At 70.9% G+C, this 18824-nt stretch carries 16 protein-coding genes; 4 read left to right on the forward strand and 12 right to left on the reverse strand.

Annotated features, from left to right (window positions below; translation table 11 throughout):
* Positions 1-141 precede the first annotated feature (141 nt).
* Positions 142-1374, forward strand: a complete 1233-nt coding sequence (locus tag ABD331_RS22945; RefSeq protein WP_344478021.1) for an MFS transporter — start codon at positions 142-144, stop codon at positions 1372-1374.
* Here ABD331_RS22945 and ABD331_RS22950 read toward each other — a convergent pair.
* The 3 genes from ABD331_RS22950 to ABD331_RS22960 all read right to left on the reverse strand — a co-directional run bounded on the left by ABD331_RS22950 (position 1356) and on the right by ABD331_RS22960 (position 4819).
* On the reverse strand, positions 1356-2240 hold the full coding sequence (locus ABD331_RS22950) for a carbohydrate kinase family protein (protein ID WP_344478023.1): 885 nt from the start codon (positions 2238-2240) through the stop codon (positions 1356-1358). The two genes, ABD331_RS22945 and ABD331_RS22950, sit on opposite strands and share 19 nt — an antisense overlap.
* An 87-nt stretch (positions 2241-2327) precedes the next feature.
* Positions 2328-3353 carry a LacI family DNA-binding transcriptional regulator gene (locus ABD331_RS22955; RefSeq protein WP_344478025.1) on the reverse strand — a complete coding sequence of 342 codons (1026 nt, stop codon included), beginning with the start codon at positions 3351-3353 and terminating at the stop codon, positions 2328-2330.
* A gap of 5 nt (positions 3354-3358) precedes the next feature.
* Positions 3359-4819, reverse strand: coding sequence for a glycoside hydrolase family 13 protein (locus tag ABD331_RS22960; protein ID WP_344478027.1), 1461 nt, complete (start codon positions 4817-4819; stop codon positions 3359-3361).
* A gap of 240 nt (positions 4820-5059) precedes the next feature.
* On the opposite strand from ABD331_RS22960, the gene ABD331_RS22965 reads away from it, so the two are divergent.
* Both ABD331_RS22965 and ABD331_RS22970 read left to right on the forward strand, forming a co-directional pair.
* On the forward strand, positions 5060-6349 hold the full coding sequence (locus tag ABD331_RS22965; protein ID WP_344478029.1) for an ABC transporter ATP-binding protein: 1290 nt from the start codon (positions 5060-5062) through the stop codon (positions 6347-6349).
* Positions 6350-6485: 136 nt separating this feature from the next.
* Entirely contained in the window at positions 6486-7109 is a 624-nt protein-coding gene (locus ABD331_RS22970) for an FMN-dependent NADH-azoreductase (protein WP_344478031.1), read from the forward strand.
* On the opposite strand, the gene ABD331_RS22975 is transcribed toward ABD331_RS22970, so the two are convergent.
* From ABD331_RS22975 to ABD331_RS23010, 8 genes are all read right to left on the reverse strand, one after another.
* A complete protein-coding gene (locus ABD331_RS22975; protein ID WP_344478033.1) occupies positions 7106-7750 on the reverse strand; it encodes a Uma2 family endonuclease in 645 nt (214 codons plus the stop codon). The two genes, ABD331_RS22970 and ABD331_RS22975, sit on opposite strands and share 4 nt — an antisense overlap.
* A 118-nt stretch (positions 7751-7868) precedes the next feature.
* Positions 7869-9062 carry a hypothetical protein gene (locus ABD331_RS22980; protein WP_344478035.1) on the reverse strand — a complete coding sequence of 398 codons (1194 nt, stop codon included), beginning with the start codon at positions 9060-9062 and terminating at the stop codon, positions 7869-7871.
* Positions 9063-9488: 426 nt separating this feature from the next.
* Positions 9489-10805 (reverse strand): acyltransferase family protein, encoded by a 1317-nt coding sequence (locus tag ABD331_RS22985; protein ID WP_344478037.1) that lies wholly within the window; start codon positions 10803-10805, stop codon positions 9489-9491.
* Between the two features lie 336 nt (positions 10806-11141).
* Positions 11142-12230, reverse strand: coding sequence for a cation diffusion facilitator family transporter (locus tag ABD331_RS22990; RefSeq protein WP_344478038.1), 1089 nt, complete (start codon positions 12228-12230; stop codon positions 11142-11144).
* A gap of 53 nt (positions 12231-12283) precedes the next feature.
* Positions 12284-13447, reverse strand: a complete 1164-nt coding sequence (locus tag ABD331_RS22995) for an acyl-CoA dehydrogenase family protein (protein WP_344478039.1) — start codon at positions 13445-13447, stop codon at positions 12284-12286.
* A gap of 10 nt (positions 13448-13457) precedes the next feature.
* The gene (locus tag ABD331_RS23000) at positions 13458-13970 is read right to left on the reverse strand and encodes a MaoC family dehydratase (RefSeq protein WP_344478040.1); all 513 of its coding nucleotides are present in this window, start codon (positions 13968-13970) and stop codon (positions 13458-13460) included.
* Between the two features lie 70 nt (positions 13971-14040).
* Positions 14041-14646, reverse strand: a complete 606-nt coding sequence (locus ABD331_RS23005) for an ACT domain-containing protein (protein ID WP_344478041.1) — start codon at positions 14644-14646, stop codon at positions 14041-14043.
* A 138-nt stretch (positions 14647-14784) separates the two neighbouring features.
* The gene (locus ABD331_RS23010) at positions 14785-17901 is read right to left on the reverse strand and encodes a bifunctional cytochrome P450/NADPH--P450 reductase (protein ID WP_344478043.1); all 3117 of its coding nucleotides are present in this window, start codon (positions 17899-17901) and stop codon (positions 14785-14787) included.
* A 53-nt stretch (positions 17902-17954) separates the two neighbouring features.
* Here ABD331_RS23010 and ABD331_RS23015 point away from each other — a divergent pair, with 53 nt between their 5' ends.
* On the forward strand, positions 17955-18512 hold the full coding sequence (locus tag ABD331_RS23015; protein ID WP_344478044.1) for a TetR/AcrR family transcriptional regulator: 558 nt from the start codon (positions 17955-17957) through the stop codon (positions 18510-18512).
* On the opposite strand, the gene ABD331_RS23020 is transcribed toward ABD331_RS23015, so the two are convergent.
* Positions 18513-18815, reverse strand: a complete 303-nt coding sequence (locus ABD331_RS23020; protein WP_344478046.1) for a hypothetical protein — start codon at positions 18813-18815, stop codon at positions 18513-18515.
* Positions 18816-18824 lie beyond the last annotated feature (9 nt).

An 18824-nucleotide genomic window follows, 5' to 3' on the forward strand; every position in this document is an offset into this window, starting at 1 on the left:
CGAGCCCCAAGCGTCCTACCTTGCGAATAATACTATCAAAACACCTTATACACGACATGTCAGCGGAAACATGCTCCCTTGACCACAACCCGCCCATGAGAAACGCTGTCAGTCCGGAATCGTCGTCCGGGGGCATACCGCGTGAGGCGTCCATTCATCACCTTGCTCACCGCCAACGCCCTTTCCGTCACCGGCACCATGCTGTCCATCCTCGCCGTCCCCTGGTTCGTGCTGGAGACCACCGGCAGCGCCGTCCTCACGGGGCTGGCCTCCTTCGCCACGACGCTCCCCATCGTCATCTCCGCCGCGCTCGGCGGCACGCTGGCGGACCGGCTCGGGTTCCGCGCGGTGAGCGTGCTGTCCGACCTGGTCAGCGGCGTGACCGTGCTGGCCGTGCCGGCGCTGTTCGTCACCGGCGGGCTGAGCTACCCGCTGCTGCTGGCGCTGCTGTTCCTGCGCTGGCTGACCGCCACCCCCGGCGAGACCGCGCGCAAGGCCATGCTGCCGGAGCTGTCCACGGCGGCGGGCGTGCCCATCGAGCGGGCCACCGCCGCCTACGACGGCGTCTACCGCGCGGCCGCGATGGTGGGGGCGCCGCTGGCCGGGGTGCTGATCCTGTGGCTCGGGCCGAGCGTGCTGCTGCTCGTGGACGGGGTGACGTTCCTCGTGTCCGCGGCGCTGATCGCCGCCGGGGTGCCGCGCGTGAGGCGGGGACGGCGCGAGCCCGGCGGGTACCTGAGCGGGCTGCGGACCGGGCTGGCGTTCCTGTGGCGCGACCGGCTGCAGCTCAGCGCCACCGCGATGATCGTGGTGGTCAACCTGCTGGACACGGGCGTGACGCAGGTGCTGCTCGCGCTCTACGCGCGCGAGGTCGCCGCCGACCCGCGGGCGTTCGGGCTGCTCACGGGCGTGCTGGGCGCGGGCGCGGTGGCCGGGACCATCGCGTACGGGACGGCGGGCAAGCGATTGCCGATGCGGCTCACGTACGGGCTCTGCTTCCTGCTGGCCGGGGTGCCGCGCGTGCTGGTGCTGGCCATGGGCGTGCCGTTGCCGGCGGCGCTCGCCGTCACGGCGCTGTCCGGATTCGCCGCCGGCGCGATCAACCCCATCCTGGGCGTCCTGCAGTACGGCCGGATCCCCGCCAGGATGCGGGCCCGGGTGATCGGCGCCATGACGGCCGCCGCGTACGCGGGCATGCCGATCGGGGGGCTGCTGGCGGGCTCGCTCACCGCGGTCATCGGCCTCGGCGCCACCCTGTCCGCCTTCACCTGCGTCTACCTGCTGATCTCCCTGCCGCCCTTCGTCTGCCGGGCCTGGCGGGAGCTCGACCGCTCTCAGCCCAGCGAGGCCTTCGGTCAGTCGATCAGGGACTGAGCCCTGGCGAGCAGCAGCGGCTCGGTGATCGGGGACTCGTGGGTGCCCGCGACGGTGCAGGCGTGCGCCCCGGCGATCGCGCCGAGCCGTACGCACTCCTCCAGCGGCCGGCCGCGCAGCCGTCCGTACAGGAAGCCGGAGACGAACGCGTCGCCCGCGCCGTTGCTGTCGGCCACCGGCCCTGGCAGCGGGACGGCGGGGAAGGCGCGCACGTCGGCGTCGTCGCGCGTCAGGACGAGGCAGCCGTCGGCGCCGCGCATGCACACCACCGTGTGGGCGCGCCCGCGCGCGAGGATGTGACGCATCGCCGCCGCCGGGTCGCGCAGCGCGGTGGACGACAGGAATACCAGGTCGGAGCGGTAGGCGAAGTCCTTGTGGTAGTCGTTGGCGCCGTCCCAGTCGTGCAGGTCGGTGGAGACGGACTCGCACTCCAGGCCGGCGTAGACGTCGCGGCACCGGTCGGTGATCGAGACGTGCGCGTGGCGGGCCGCGACGCCGGTGTACAGCTCCTTCGGCAGGCGCTCGCCGGGCGTGGCCTTCGGGTCGTGCAGCGACAGGCGGCGACCGTCGGGGCCGACCAGCAGGACGCTGCGCGTGGTGCCCGCCTCGGCCGGGCCCCAGCGGCAGTCGAGGCCGCGCAGCGCGTCGCGGATCAGCGCGCCCTGCGGGTCGTCGCCGATGAGGTCGGCGAAGACGACGCCGAGGCCGAGCGCGTGGCAGCCGAGCGCGACGCCTGAGCCGGTGTTGCCGATCCGGTCGACGACCGGCGGGACGTGGTAGGTGTCGCGGTAGGGCAGGGGCAGCTCGGGCACGTACACGGTGGTGTCGACCCCGGACCCGCCCAGGACGAGCACGTCGGCGCTCACCGGTCACCCCCCTGCCCGCCGAGAACGAGGACGTCGGCGCTCACGTGTTCACGCTTTCCCCGGCCGGGCCGGATCGCTGAGGAGGCCTCACCGGTTGACCAGCGGGCCCGAGCCGGTGGAGCCGCGGACGACCAGCTCCGGCTGGAAGATCAGCTCGACGTGCTTGGCGGGCGCGCCGTTCACCTCTTCGAGCAGGGTCTGCACGGCCGCCGAGGCCATCGCCCCTATGGGCTTGCGCACGGTCGTCAGCGGCGGGTCGGTGAACGCGATCAGCGGCGAGTCGTCGAAGCCGACCACGGACACCTCCCCCGGCACGGACAGCCCCTTCTCCCTGCACGCGCGGATCGCCCCCAGCGCCATCAGGTCGCTCGCGCAGACGATGCCGGTGCAGCCGCGGGCGAGCAACTGGGCGGCAGCGGCCTGCCCGCCCTCGACCGAGAACAGCGAGTGCGCGATCAGGTCGTCGACGTCGGCCGAGCCGAGGAGCTGCGCCATCGCCTGCCGGTAGCCCTCGATCTTCCTGATCACCGGCACGAACCTGCGCGGCCCCAGCGCGATGCCGATGCGCTCGTGGCCCAGATCGACCAGGTGCTGCACGGAGAGCCGGGCGGCCATGCGGTCGTCGGGCGAGATGAAGGGCGCGTCGATGTGCTCGCTGTAGCCGTCGACCAGCACGATGGGCAGCCCGCGGTCGGTCAGGCGGGTGTAGCGGTCCATCCGCGCGGTGGTGTCGGCGTGCAGGCCCGAGACGAACACGATGCCGCTGACGCCGCGATCGACGAGCAGCTCGGTGAACTCGTCCTCGGGCGCGCCGCCGGGGAGCTGGGTGCACAGCACGGGCGTGTAGCCGTGCTGCGTCAGCGCCTTCTCGATGGCCTGCGCGAACGCGGGGAAGATCGGGTTGTCCAGCTCCGGCGTCACCAGGCCGACCAGCCCGTTGCTGCGTTGCCGCAGGCGGGGCGGGCGTTCGTAGCCCATGAGGTCGAGCGCGGTCATGACCGCTTGGCGGGTGGCGGCCGAGACGCCGGGTTTGCCGTTGAGTACCCGGCTGACCGTGGCCTCGCTCACCCCGGCCTGGGCGGCGATGTCGGCTAGGCGAGCGTGACCGTTCATGGCACTTACTTTACTTTCCACCAGGCCGCCGAATCCGCTGCTCCAGGGACATCGGAGGCGATCAGGAGCTCACCTTCGACGCCGAAGTCCACGGCTGTCGCGGTCAGGTTGACGGCGCAGACGAAACCGCCGCGGGAGAACACCAGTGTGCCCTCGGGCGAGTCGCGCCAGACCAGCTCGCCGTCGAGCTGCTTGCGCAGCCGCAGCGCCTGCCGGTAGAGCTCCAGCGTCGAGCCGGGCACACCGTGCTGGGCCTGCACGCTCAACTCCCCCCACGAGCCGGGGATGGGCAGCCACGGGTCGTTCCAGCCGCCGTCGAACGTCCACGGCATCGGCACGCGGCAGCCGTCGCGCCCGCTGTCGGGGTCGCGCAGCCGCTGCGGGTCCTGGCACAGCTCGGCGGGCAGGTCGAGCACCTCGGGCAGGCCCAGCTCCTCGCCGTTGTAGACGTAGGCGGAGCCGGGCAGGGCGAGCGTGAGCAGCGCGGCGGCGCGGGCGCGCGCCAGGCTGCCGTAGCGGGTGACGTGCCGCTTGACGTCGTGGTTCGACAGCACCCAGGTGGTCGGCGCGCCGACCGAGCCGGCCGTCGCGAGCGAGGAGTCGATCACGGTACGCAGCTCGGCGGCGTCCCAGGGGGCGAACAGGTAGTGGAAGTTGAACGCCTGGTGCAGCTCGTCGGGGCGGACGTACCTGGCCAGCCGCTCGGGGGTCGGCGCCCACGCCTCGGCCACGCCGATCCGCTCGCCGGGGTAGGAGTCGAGCACGGCCCGCCAGGAGCGGTGGATCTCGTGCACGCCGTCGTTGTCGAAGAACGGCACCGGCTCCCTGCCGACCATCCTGGCCTGGTTGCCGCGGCCGATGTCGGGCAGGCCGTCCGGCTTGACCATGCCGTGCGCGACGTCCACGCGGAAGCCGTCCACGCCCAGGTCGAGCCAGAAGCGCAGGATCGACAGGAACTCGCCGCGCACCTCCTCGCTGTTCCAGTCGAGGTCCGGCTGGGACGGGTCGAACAGGTGCAGGTACCACTGCCCGTCCTCGACCTGCGTCCACGCGGGCCCGCCGAAGATCGACTCCCAGTCGTTGGGCCGGTCGCGGAAGATGTAGCGGTCGCGCCGCTCGCCGCGCAGCGCCTGCTGGAACCAGGGGTGGGCGGAGGAGGTGTGGTTCGGCACGACGTCCACGATGACCCGCAGGCCGTGGTCGTGGGCCTCGTCGATGAGCGACTTGGCGTCCGCGAGCGAGCCGAACAGCGGGTCCACGTCTCGGTAGTCGGCGACGTCGTAGCCGAAGTCGGCCATCGGCGAGGTGTAGAAGGGCGTCAGCCAGATGGCGTCCACGCCGAGGTCGGCGAGGTACGGCAGGCGATCGCGAACGCCGATCAGGTCACCGACCCCGTCGCCGTTGCCATCGGCGAAACTGCGCACGTAGACCTGGTAGATCGCGGCGTCTCGCCACCAAGCGGTCATGGTTTCCCCCGAGTCATCCCCCGAACGTCCCGACTATGAAAGCCCTTTCCGCAACTTTACGCAAGTCCTTCCACGCCCCCCAGATCCGGAAATTTCGGCGTTCGGATGCCCAAAACTCCTGCCCGAAACGCGCACGAAAGAGATTCTTTATGTCAAGGGTGGACATCTAGCGTTAAGGCGCGATGTACTACCTCTTCAATCAGCCTCGTAACAGGTGACACGCGCGCAAGGTGTGAGCCCATGAGCTCGGTCGTTCTCGACAAAGTGACCAAGGTGTATCCGGGCGACTACCTCGCAGTCGACCGGCTGAGCCTGCGGGCCGAAGACGGCGAGTTCCTCGTCCTCCTCGGCCCCTCCGGATGCGGCAAGTCCACCCTGCTGCGCATGATCGCGGGACTTGAGGAGATCACCGAGGGCGAGCTCTGGTTAGACGGACAGATGGCCAACCACCTGGCCCCGCGCGACCGTGACGTGGCGATGGTCTTCCAGAACGGCGCCCTCTACCCCCACCGGACCGTACGCGGGAACATCGCCTTCCCCCTGGAGATCGCCAAGTCCGACCCCGCGCTAGTCCGCGAGCGCGTCACCGAGCTGTCCAAGGCGCTGCACATCGACGAGACGCTGGACCGCCGCCCCGGCACGCTCTCCGGCGGCCAGCGGCAGCGGGTGGCGATGGGCAGGGCGATCGTGCGCCAGCCCAAGCTGTTCCTCATGGACGAGCCGCTGTCGAACCTCGACGCCGGCATGCGCACCGAACTGCGCATGGAGATCTCGTCGCTGGTCAGATCGCTCGGCGTCACCACGGTCTACGTCACGCACGACCAGGTCGAAGCCCTGACGCTGGCCGACAGGATCGCGATCCTGAATCGCGGCGTCCTCCAGGACGTCGGTACTCCGGCCCAGATTTACAACGATCCAGCGACGGCCTTCGTGGCGGCCTTTCTCAACTCTCAGCAGTTGAACCTGTTGGCGGCGGGTGTCAGGACGCCGCAGAACCAGTACGTCATGCTCGACTTCGGCCCGCACCGGCTGACGATGCCGTGGAGCGATCCCAGGGCGTACGCCATTTCCCAGCACACCGGCGGCCAGGTCCTCGTCGGCCTGCGCCCGGACGGTCTCGCGCCCGTGCCTGAGTCGTACGAGGGGCCGTCGTTCTTCGGGCGGGTGCGGGCGCTGGAGTACCACGGGCACGAGTGGCTGGCCTACCTGGAGTGCGGCATGCCCGCCGTCCCGGTGCCCGAGCCGCCGGACCCGCGCAGCCGGCGCGCCAACGGCGACCAGAACGGCTCCGGCAAGCTGTCGGGCCTGGTGCGGCGGCTCTTCCCGCGCCAGCACGAGCAGGAGTGGCAGGACCAGGAGCAGGTCGGCGCGCACCCCAACAGCGGCATCCACCGCCGCTCGGACCTGATCGTCCGGCTCGGCAACCGGCCCATCTGGCGCGCCGGCGACGCCGCCAAGGTCGGAGTGGACCTGTCCCGCATCATGATCTTCACCATGGACGGCGCCCGCATCGACCCCCCACGCCGCTGACCCCTACTTTCTCTTCAGGCCGGGTGTCCACACACCCGGCCTTTCTTTCGCTTGACCAACCGGACCATAGTCCGTATCGTCCTTGCGTGTAACCGGACCACAGTCCGATCTATCCAAGCGAAGGGACCCCGGCACCATGAGCCGCCTCCTGCACATCTCCGCCTCACCGCGCGGAGACCAGTCCACCTCCCTGGCCATCGCCCGCACCTTCACCGACGAGTACCTCGCCACCCACCCGGGCTCCACCGTCGACCACTTCGACCTCTGGGACGGAACGCTGCCCGAGTTCGGCCCGGCCGCCGCACACGCCAAGATGACCGTCTTCGGAGGCGGCACCCCGGAAGGCGAACAGGCGCAGGCGTGGGCCGCGGCCGTGCGCACCTTCGAACGCTTCGACGCCTACGACCGGTACCTGTTCAGCGTGCCCATGTGGAACTCGGGGGTGCCGTACAAGCTGAAGCAGTTCATCGACGTCGTCAGCCAGCCCGCCCTCGTCTTCGACGTCCACCCGGAGACCGGCTATCGCGGCCTCGTCACGGGCAAGCGCGCCGCCGTCGTCTACACCAGCGCGGTGTGGGGGCCGGGGCTGGGGGCGGAGTTCGGCACCGACCACCAGTCGACGTTCTTCGAGGGGTGGCTGCGGTGGGCGGGGATCGGGGACGTCACGGCGATCCGGCATCATCCTACGTTGACGGGGTCGCATGAGAATGAGCGCAAGCAGGCGGAGGAGCGGGCGCGGGAGGTCGCCAGAGCCTTCTAGCGGCGCGGCCAGGTAAGCACCGCCGGGCCGAAGGAGACGGGGAAAGGAATGTCGATCGTCAGCGAGCTGCCCGCCTTGCCCTCGGCGACCAGTTCGTAACCCTGAGCGCCAAGCTTGAACACTTCGGCCCGCGGGGCGCCGTCGCCTTGCAGCTCGACCCTGACGAAAAACGGGATGCCACCAGCGGCATATTTGGGCGGCTTGATGATGTAATCGCGCCAATGAGCACTCTTACCTGGGCTGACGATCTCGACGACGCAGACAACATCCTCCGAGGAGAGCGTCACCGCGCCAGGCATCGCCTCGATGTGCCCGACTACGATGTCCGGGATCAGGCCGTCACCACGAACCTGAAGATTGCCGGTCTCCACCGCCAAGAAGTCGTTCGGACTGGCGTCATTGATGATGCGCACGAGGCTCTGCGCCGCGAACGCGTGATCGTAGTTGGGCATGGGGCTCACCAGATAACTCCCGTCGATCAACTCGATCCGCTCCCCGGTTTCGGGCAGCTTCAGCCAGTCCTCGACGGTGTAGCCATCCTCGGCATGCGGCACGGAGAACAGCCTGGCGCGACCAGGTGGCGGATGGGCATCCAGCCAGCCATCGTCCGGCAGAGCAGTCATCGCCTCATCGCCTTCCATGAATGAGAGTCTCGCATGCACGCACCATGAAGGCAAAGCGTGCCCATACGAGTACGTCGAGTGACGAGGCAACCTTACCGTGTCTTTGCCGTCACTATGGGTTATCGATCAGGATTCCTCAGGAGACCACCGACCACCGCGGCCCCTCAGCCGTGTCCTCCACCGTCACCCCGCCCCGGGCCATCGCCCCCCGCAACGCGTCCGCCACGTCATAACACCCCTTCCCCCGCAGCTCGGCCCGCAGCTCCAGCAACGGCTCCACCAGTGCGGGCAGCTCCCGCGAATGCCGGCTGGCCGTCGAGGCGAGCTCCCCCAGGCGGGCGATGAGCAGCCGCATCAGCTCTCTGCCCTGCTCAACCCCGCCCGCGTCCTCCTCCGTGTCGGCGGCCCATTTGACGATCTCCGCCTCCAGGTCGAGCACGGCCTGGGCGGCGGCCACCATGTCGGGCCGGTCGGCGGCGGCCTTGAAGAGCTCCTCGCACGAGCGGATCGACTCCTCCAGCGTCACCTCGGCGGGCGCGTCGGCCGCCACGTCCTGGGACGGGGGCGGGACGGGGGCGCCGGCGCGGCCCTCGGCCAGGCCGCGCAGCTCGCCGAGGTCGGTGCGGGTGCCCGTGGGCAGGACCGTGAGCCTGCCCGGCCGCCGCACGGTGAGGCCGCCGCGGCCGGCGACGCGCACCGACTCGCTCTCCAGGTCGATGATCAGGGCGGTGTGCTCGTCGAGGCCGAGGACGGCCGTGCCGGGCGGCAGCTCGCGTTCCATGCGCGACAGCCGGCTCTCGCCGAGGTAGCAGTAGCGGGTGTCGTGGGTGCCGCCCTCGGCGTTGTCGAAGTGCGGGATGAGGACGGCGCGCAGGCCGAGCGGCTCCAGCAGGTCGAGGCCTTCGCGCCAGTGCGGCTCGGCGCCCACCTTGTAGATCTCGTAGACCGGTACGGTCGCCAGCCCCGCGGTGCAGGCGGCGGCCGAGGCGAGCACGGTGACGCCCTGCCGGGCGCGGATCCTGGCCCGCAGGTCGCCGGCCACGCCGCTGTCGGCCCACCGGTCGAGCGCGTACGTGGGGCTGCCCGGGCCGGAGAACACCCAGTCGGCGCCGGTGATCGCGGAGCCGACCTCGACATCCAGGCCGACGCTGTGGGCGAAGTATCCGCGGGCGCGGGCGGAGATGTCGGCCCGGTTCTCCTGGAAGGCGTACGGAGTGTCGAGCAGCACGGCCCGCGCCCCCGCGCGCAGCGTCCGCGCCGCGGCGCGGTGGATCTCGACCATGGTCGGGCTCGTCTCGCCCGACCCCATCAGCACCAGCAAACCGGGCATGTGTGTCGGCCTCTCTCTCGCACGCCCTCGACTACAACCCGGCCCGCCGGGATGTTTCAAGAGCGGGACACATATGCCTCACGAATGCAGTTGCATATGATTGGCAGTAAGTTGTTGTCGGTGACGGGGAGACACGTGGTCTCGGTTGAGACGCTCATGCTACGGGTGAGCACCGACAAGCGGTGGTCATACCGGCATGCCATTACCCAGCCACTACACGGGGAGAGCCCTGACGGGGCCGCCCGCAGGCTGGCCGGCGTCACAGCGGGCGACCCCGGTGTCGTCGTGCACTCCACGAGCTGGCGTCACGAACCGGACGGCCGGATCGTGCTCACGTACGCCGTCTGCCCCGATCCCGCGCCCTGGCTGCCCGCCGTCGAGGTGCCGGTGCTGGAGATCGCCCGCGGCGAGGCCCCCGCGACGCCGTCACCCGAGCGCGTCGCCCTGGCCAACGTGGTCGCGCACGCGGTCAGGCACCTGGCGTTCCTGATGGCCGAGGACCCCGTCGTGTCCGGCGTCCTGACGCGCCACCCGCTCGTCGCCGCCGCGCTGGAGCCCGTCACGGCACCGGCGTGACACGCGGCGGCCCAGCGCCTGCATCGGGCGCTCGACGTACCGGTAGGTCAGCGCGCTGACGCCGACGATCACGGCCACCGCCAGCGCCGTCATGGCGAGCTGCACCGGCAACGCCGCCCGCCGCAGGTCGCCGGAGATCTGCACGAAGTACTTCAGCAGCGGATGGTGCACCAGGTACAGCGAGTAGCTGATCAGCCCGAACCACACCAGCACCCTGGGCAGCCGCCGCCCGCGCAACGCCATCCCGCCCGCGAACGTCGCCCCAGCCAGCGCGATCGTGGTGATCCACACATCGGCCCGCACCCACCACCAGCCGCTCTCGATCGCCCACAGCGGCGAGATCGCGACCAGCGCCGACGTGACCGCGACCGGCCACAGCCCGCCCGTCCCGCGCTCCCACCGGTGAATCGCCGTCCCCGCGAACATCACCGCCAGCACCGCCGTGCCCAGCCACGGCACCCGGCTGCTCAGCACCAGCGCCGTCACCGCCATGACGCCCAGCACGCACGCGGCAACCGTACGGAACCTGCCCAGGAGCACCCCCGCCAGGCCGACGACGAACACCCCGCACGACACGTACGCCGGCCACCCGCCCTTCCACACCGCGCCCGACGCCACCAACCCCACCACCACGGCCGCCGCCGCGAACACCATCGACAGCGTCCCGCTGCGGTCATGCCCGCGCGTCAGGAACAGCGCCGTGACCAGCAGGTAGAACACCATCTCGTACGACAGCGTCCACATGGTGTCGGCGACGCCGCCGACGCTGACGACGTCCAGCAGCATGGTCGCGTGCGCCGCCACCGCGCTGCCGTCGCGCGGCACCTCCCCGCGCACCGGCACCCACCAGGCCAGCGCCAGGACGAGGGCGATGACGGCGAGGTAGAGGGGGTAGAGGCGGAAGAAGCGGCTGATCCAGAACGCCCTGACGTCGCCGTGCCGTTCCAGGGACGTGGGGATGATGTAGCCGCTGACCAGGAAGAAGACCAGGATGCCGTAGACGCCCAGGTTGAACCAGTACGGCCTGAGGGCGGGCAGGAACCACGGCAGGAGGTGCTCGGCCACGACGGCCAGCGCACCGATGCCGCGCAGGGCGTCCAGCCAGGCCAGCCTCGCGGCGGGCGAGGTGGTGGAGGGGGCGGCTGCGGGAAGGGCGGCGGCGGACACCCGCCCCAACCTACCCTCTTCGGGTGTCGTGATGCGGAGGGTCGGCGGGGGTTGGTGTCCTTTTGGGGGGTGGTCGTGGCGGGGGTGGGGTGCGAGGCGGGTGCAGGAGGCAGGCGCACGGGCGCGGGGCACGACACAGGGCCTAAGACGCGAGCCGCAGGACGCGTGGCGCGGGCACAGGACGCGGGAGCGTGAGGGCTGCAGGCCCAGGGCGCGGGGGCGCAGACGCAGGACGCGGGGGCGCGGCGCGGGGTGCGGTGGAGCGAGGCGCGTGGGTGAGGAGCGGGGCGGGTGGTGAAGGGGTGGGGGCGGGTGCTGGTGTAGGTGCGGTGGGGGTCAGGGGGTGCGGTGGGAGGTGAGGGTGGCGTGGTGGTCGGCGCCGGCCGGGCCGTCAGGGTCCGTGTGGACGGTGGCGGCGCGGAGGCGGGGCAGTTCGTGCATGAGGCGGTGCTCGGCTTCGACGGCTACCTTGTGGGCGGTTACGACGGACATGTCGTGGCTGACGAGGATCTCGACCTCGGCGTGGAGGGCGTGCCCGATCCACCGCAGGCGTACGGACCCCACCCGCCGCACACCCTGGACCGTGGCCAGGATGCGTTCGGCGTCGTCCACGAGGGCCGGGTCGACGGCGTCCATCAGGCGGTGGTAGATCTCGCGGGCCGCGTCCCGCAGGACGAAGCAGATGGCGAACGTGATGAGCAGCCCGACGACGGGGTCGGCGATGGGGAAGCCGAGGGCGGCGCCGCCCGCGCCGAGGAGCACGGCCAGTGAGGTGAAGCCGTCGGTTCTGGCGTGCAGGCCGTCGGCCACCAGCGCGGCCGAGCCGATCTCTTTGCCGACCTTGATGCGGTAGCGGGCCACCCACTCGTTCCCGGCGAACCCGACGACCGCCGCCCCGGCCACCCATCCGACGGCCTGGATCTCCTGGGGGTCGAGGAGCCGCCGGACGGCCTCGTACCCGGCGAGGGCGGCGGAGGCGGCGATGAGCAGCACGATGACGATGCCCGCGAGGTCCTCGGCGCGGCCGTACCCGTAGGTGAAGCGGCGGGTGGCGGCGCGGCGGCCGAGTGAGAACGCGATGGCCAGCGGTACGGCGGTCAGGGCGTCGGCGAGGTTGTGCAGCGTGTCGCCGAGCAGCGCGACGGAGCCTGACGCGACGACGATGACGGCCTGGACGGCGGCGGTGACCATGAGGACGGCGAACGAGATGGCCAGGACGCGCATGCCGCGGTCGCTGCCTTCCAGGGCGCTGTCGGTCTTGTCTGAGGTGTCGTGGCTGTGCGGGGCGAGGGCGTGGGTGATCTTGCCCAGGACGGCCCTGAGCCCGCGCCGCCCCTCCCCCGAATGCCCGTGCCCATGCCCATGCCCGTGGTCGGGGTCGTGGCCGTTTCCGTGGTCACCCGCGTGCCGGTGCTGGTCGGACATGGCATCCCTCGCTAGCGCCCTCAGTCCCTTTCCTCAGGATAAGGAGTGGCGATTCACCACCCGACCTTGCCCTTCCCCGAGACGAGCGCCCGAGCGATCACCATCCGCTGCACGTCGTTGGTCCCCTCCCCGATCGCCATCAACGGCGCGTCCCGGTAGAGCCGCTCGACCACGTACTCCTGCGAGTACCCGTACCCACCGTGAATCCGCATCGCCTCCAGCGACGCCTTGAGCGCCACCTCGGAGGCGAAGTACTTGGCCATGCCCGCCTCCATGTCCACCCGCCTCCCCCCGTCGGCCTGGGACGCGGCCCAGTAGGTGAGCAGCCGGGCGGCCTGGATCTCGGTGGCCATGTCGGCGAGCTTGAGCTGGATGGCCTGGAAGTCCGCGATCGGCTGGCCGAAGGCGGTGCGTTCGCGGGCGTAGGAGAGTGCGGCGTCGTAGGCGGCCTGGGCGACGCCGACGGCGCGCGCGGCGATGTTGACGCGGCCCATCTCGAGGCCGCCGAGCACCTGCTGCATGCCGCGTCCTTCGACGCCGCCGAGCAGGGCGCTGACCGGCACGCGGACCTCGTCGAGCACGACCTCGCAGGTCTCGGTGCCCTTGTAGCCGAGTTTGGGCAGGTCGCGGCTGACGCTGAAGCCGGGCGTGGCGGGGTCCACGAGCAGGACCGACATGCCCTTGTGGGCGGGCTCGGTGACGGAGGTCTTGACGAGGACGGGGAGCGGGTCGGCGTGGCGGGCGTTGGTGATCCACGTCTTGGTGCCGGTGACGACGTAGTGGTCGCCGTCGCGTACGGCGCGGGTCTGGATGCCCTGGAGGTCGGTGCCGGCGCCGGGCTCGGTCAGCGCGATGGCGGTGCGGCGCGTGCCGGAGGCCAGGTCGGGCAGGTGGGCCTGCTTCTGTTCCTCGGTGCCGTGCCGGGCGATCATCCAGCAGGCCAGCGAGTGGGAGCCGATCGTGCCGGCCACGCCCATCCAGCCGCGCGCGATCTCCTCGAAGACGAGGGCGAACGACACCATGTCGGCCGCCAGGCCGCCGTACTCCTCGGGCACGGACAGCCCGAACAGCCCCATCTGCTTCATCTTGTCGACGATCTCGGCCGGGTAGCGCCCGGAGTGCTCCCACTCGGTGGCGACCGGGACGATCTCCTTGTCCACGAACGCGCGCAGGGTCTCGCGGAACGCCCTCTGCTCGTCGGTCAGCTCGAAGTCCATGTGCGCCTCCTCAGAGCGGGCCGGTCCTGGCCTCGGGGAAGTAGCCCTTGTCGTGCGGGGCGTCGCGCTTGTAGACCATGACGGTCCGCGTCCAGGACATGACCTCGTCGCCGTCCTGGTTGAGCCCGCGGGTGTAGCAGGTGACGATCCCGGCGTACGGCCGGGAACCGGACTCGCGTTTCCCGGTCACCTTCGACTCCGCGTAGAGGGTGTCGCCGACGAACACGGGGTGGGTGAGCTTGATGCCGTCCCAGCCGAGGTTCACAATCGCGGTCTGGCTGACGTCGATGACGGACAGCCCGAGCACGATGGCCACGCTCAGCCCCGAGTTGACAATGATCTTGCCGGTGGGCGACCTGGCCGCGAGGTGGGCGTTGAAGTGGTTCTGGTTCGTGTTCATCGTCAGGAGCGTGAACCAGGTGTTGTCCGTCTCACTGATCGTGCGGCCCATGGGGTGCTGGTACACGTCCCCGATGGTGAAGTCCTCGTAGTAGCGGCCGATGGCGGGCTCGTGCACGGTCACGGACTGCTCCTGTTGCTCACACGATCAGGAGGCCCACGTTAGTGACCAGATGATTGTTCGGTCAATCATCTCAGGAGGCTCGCGCCGCCAGCCTGGAGACCACGTCCACGATGCGCGCGGCCCGCTCCACCTCGGCCCGGTGGAACACCGGCCCGTCGGCGCGCGCCACGACCACGTGCAGCCCGGCGGCCACCACGGGCAGCAGCATCAGCCGCACCTCCTCGGCGTCCACGCAGATGGCCCGCGGCGGCGACTCCGGCAGGTCGAACTCGGCGGGCGCCGCCAGCGAGGCGTGCCGTACCGCGCCGTCGGCCACCGCGACCGACCACTCCGCGCCGCACAGGGCGGGCAGGGCGTCCACGAGGGTGGCGAAACCCCGGGCGGGCTCGGCCGCCACGTGCATGAGCAGGTCGTAGTCGGGCGCGGAGCCGGGCACGTCCTTGGTGGCCCACACCCCTTCCACCCGTACGCCGGGCATGGCGGAAAGCCGCTCGCGCGCCTCTGCGGCGGTCACCGGGCCGGGCCAGGAGACGGTGAAGTCGTCCACGGCCCTTCCGGCCTCGCGTTCGAGCACGGTGACTTGCAGGATGTCCGCTCCCAGCGCGCCCAGCGCCTTGGCGACCTGGCCGAGACCACCCGGCCGGTCGGGCAACGACACCCTCAGTCGCAGCAGCATTTCCGCCCCCTTCCCAGAGGCTCTCACAGTGCCGTGGAAAGGTTTCGAGCATGTTCCACGGATATGTCGCGCATGCTGCGGTTATATCCCAAGATGCAGTGTTAAGTCCGGATTGTCGATAAAGGGTAGTTGACGTTTTCAGGCGAAAACGTCCTGCTGGTAGCGCCCGTCAGCCTCCAGCCCGGCCAGCCACGCCGCGCCGTCCTCCCCACCGGTCCTGCTCCGGTACAGGTCGAGCAGTGCCTGCCGTACGGCCGGCGCCATCCGCAGCCCGTCCCCGCAGACGTACACGTGGGCCCCCTGCTGCAGCAGCTCCCACACCTCATCGGCCCGGGCCGCGACCGCGTCCTGAACGAACCGGTACGGATGCCCCGCCACGGCCGAGTAAGCCCGATGCACGGTAACCCCATCGGCCTCCTCCCAGGCGGTCAGCTCACCGGCGTACAGCAGGTCGTGCTCGGGATGGCGGCACCCGGTGAACACCTCCGCGCGCCCGCTCGCCCCGCTCAGCGCCCGCTCCTCCAGGAAGCCGCGCAGCGGCGCGAACCCGGTGCCGGGGCCGACGAGGATCACCGGCGTGGCGGGGTCGTCCGGCAGCCGGAACGGCGGCGCGGGCACCCGGACGTAGCCGTAGAAGACCTCGCCCTCCTTCAGCCCGGCCAGGTAGGCCGAGCACATGCCCTGGTAGGTGCCGGTGCCGGACCAGGCGGGCCCCTCGACGAGGCCGACGGTGAGCCGGACGGCGCCGGGGTCGGCCAGCGGCGAGGAGGAGACGGAGTAGTAGCGCGGCTTGATCGGCCCGGCCAGCTCCAGGAACACCGGCAGCGGCAGCTCGATCGCGGGGAAGCGCTCCAGCAGCGCCAGCGTGGAGACCCGCTTGGCGAGGATCTCGTCGGCGTAGTTCGCGGTCAGCTCGGCGAGCCGGCCCTTGGTCCAGGGGCAGCCGGTGTGCGCGGCCAGCGCCTCCAGGTCGGCGCGGGTGGCCACCTCCTGCAGCTCGGCGAACTCGGTCAGCAGCAGCCCGGCGGTGACGGGCGTGTCCACGGGCAGGTGCGTGGCTCCGGCGGCGCGCAGCCGGACGACCTGCTCGCGGGGGACGCGCAGGCAGCGCAGCGCCCATTCCACCAGCTCGGGGTCGTTCTTGGCGAAGACGGCCACGTGGTCGCCCGCCGAGTACGTCACCCCTTCGGGCAGCCTGGCCACGATGGAGCGCACGCCGGGGCGGGGCGCCTCGGCCGAGAAGTCCCACAGCCCCTCGGGGTCGCCGGTCAGCTCCTCGTTGGAGATCACGGTCAGCGGGAAGGCCCGCTCGGACACCACCGACGGCCTGACCTCGGTCTCGCTGAGCACCTCCATCTCGTAGCGCGGCCCCGCGCCCTCGGCGGAGGCGCTGTACTCCTCGGCCAGCGCCGCCCACAGGCGGGCCGTCCAGGCGGACACGTCGCCGTCGAAGTCGCCGTCCGTGTCGGCCTCGCCCCGCTCGATGAGCGGGACGGCCCCCGCCGCCGTCAGCTTCTCGTACGCGCGCCGCGGGAAGTCCTGGTACGTCGGCCACTGCGTGTTCCCGCAGCCCAGCACGGCCAGCCGCACCCCGGCCAGGCCGGGCAGCGTCTCCAGGGCGTCGAAGCGCTGGGCGTTGTCGGGCGCCTTGCCGTTGTAGGAGGAGGCCACCACGACGAGCAGCCCTTCGGCGGGCGGGGTCAGCTCGTCCAGCGTGGTCAGCGTGGTCGCGAACCCGGCCCGCCCGGCCCGCTCGGCCAGCCGCTCGGCGATGTCGGCGCTGGTGCCGAGGTTGGAGCCGTAGGCGACGGTGAGCGGCACGCCGGTCACCGCGATGTCCTGCTGCTCGCTGTGCTGCTCGGGCAGCGCGGCCACGACGGCCCGCTCGTGCGCGCGCCGCTCGCGCACCCGCAGGGTGAACCCGTCGGGCTTGAGCGTGAGCGTCTGCTTGATCTTCATGCGGTAGACGTTCGGGTCGGACAGGGCGAAGCGCCGCAGGATCAGCGCGAGTGCCAGCCTGGCCTCGGTCAGCGCGAACTGCCGCCCGATGCAGGCCCGCTCGCCGTTGCCGAACGGCTTGTACGCGCCGGGGTGGTGCCCCTTCTTGTTCTCCGGCAGCCAGCGGTCGATGTCGAACTCCTCCGGCCGCTCCCACGCCTTGGCGCTGCGGTGCAGCGGCGGCAGCAGCACCCCGACGCCCTGGTTCCTCGGGATGAGGTAGTCGCCGATCATGGTGTCCTGGAGGGCGGACACCCCGAACAGGGGGATCGGCGACCAGAACCGCAGCGTCTCCTCCAGGATGCGGGGGATGACGTCCAGCTTCATGATCGTCTCGTACGTGGGCGGTTCGTCGCCCGGCAGCAGCCGGTCCACCTCCTCGTACGCGCGGGCCAGGATGTGCGGCTCGCGCAGCAGGTTGTACAGCGCGAAGGAGAGCAGGCCGCTGGTGGTCTCGTGGCCGGCGATGAGGAAGGTGAGCACCTGGTCGCGGATGTTCTCGTCGGACAGGCGGGCGCCGCTCTGCGGGTCGGACGCCTCCAGCATCAGCCCCAGCAGGTCCTTGGCGCCCCCTCCGCCGCCCTCGGCGCGGCGCTGCTTGATCACCTCGTCCACGAGGGCCTGCATGGTGCCGATGTCGCGCCGGTAGCCCTCCTCGCTCTTCTTCTTGAGCTTGGTGACGAACGGGAGCTGCTGGTTGCGGTGCATGGCCTCGGTCAGCGCACCGCCCATGGCCTGGAGGAACGGGTGCAGCTCGGGCGAGTCGAAGGAGTTGAACCGGTAGCCGAACCCGGTCAGGGAGATCGTGTCGAGCGTCAGCCTGGTCATGTCGTCGGCGACGGGCAGGTCCTCCCCCTGGCGGGCTGCCCACGACGCGACGAGCTGCTCGGCGACCTCCAGGAACTGCGGATAGTACGCCTTCATCGAGCGCTGGCTGAAGGCCGGCATCAGGATGCGGTGCGCGTGGCCCCACACCGGCTCGTCGTGGTCGGCCGTGAACAGGCCGTCGCCGCCGAAGTCGCGCACGATCGTCAGGGGCGGCCTGATCCGCTTGACGAAGCGGCTCTCGTCACAGACCTCGGCCACCAGGTCGGGGTCGTAGACCATGATCACCCGGCGGCCGGCGATCTCGAGCTGGAAGATGCCCTCGTCGTAGCGGGAGGCGAGCTTGACGAAGTGCTCCACGGGCGCGTCCGAGGGGATCTGCAGTGTGTTGCCCACGATCGGCAGGCCCTGAGGGGCGGGGATCCGAGCCATGAGTGCTCCCTTCCATAGCCATACACCGTATGGCTGACGCTACCATACGGTGTATGGCCGTGAGCGCGCGCAGGGGCGCACCCCTGACTCTCGAAGAGATCAGCACCACCGCCCTGCGCCTGATGGACGAGGGCGGCGTGGAGGGCCTGTCGATGCGCAAGCTCGCGGCCGCGCTGGACGTCAACCCGATGTCCCTGTATCACCACGTGGACAACAAGGAGGCGCTGATCAGGCTGATCTGCTCGACGGCGGCGCAGCGCATGGAGCTGCCGCCGGACGACGGCTCACCCTGGCGCGACCAGCTCCGCGCCCTGGGCCTGGCCTACCACCGCAACGCGGTGGAGCACCCGGCGATGTGGAGCTACCTGCACGACCACCCGGAGATCATCGCGGACCGCAAGCTGGTGCTCTGGCAGACGCTCTACCGCATCCTGCGGCTGGCCGGGATCCCCGAGCCGGAGCTGCGGCGCACGAGCGACGTGCTGCACGCGTTCGTCACGGGCTTCGTGATCGCCGAGACCAAGGGGCACCTGCCGGTGGACGAGGCCGAGCGCGACTTCGACACGGCCATCCGGCTGATCATCGAAGGGCTGGCGGGGCTGGCCAGATGATCAGCCCGCCGCCTCCCAGACCGCCTCGAACGCCTCGGGGGTGATCTCGGTCAGCTCCCACACCTCCAGCGGCTGGTCGGTCAGGAAGCCGTACTCGTCCTGCAGATGCCGCCACCAGTAGCGGCGGGCGCCACGGTCGGAACCCACCTCGACCTGCCGCACGGCCCACTGCTCGCGGTAGTCGCCCTCCACGCTCTCGAACAGCCAGGCCCGCCCGTCCTCGTCGCCCAGGTGCCAGTAGTGACGGGGCGCGTCGGACTCGGCGAGCTGCCGCACCAGCGGCTGGCGAAGATCTGGAACCACAATGCCACT

Origin of the sequence: Nonomuraea monospora (assembly GCF_039531895.1) — a bacterium.
GTDB classification, from domain to species: Bacteria; Actinomycetota; Actinomycetes; order Streptosporangiales; family Streptosporangiaceae; genus Nonomuraea; species Nonomuraea monospora.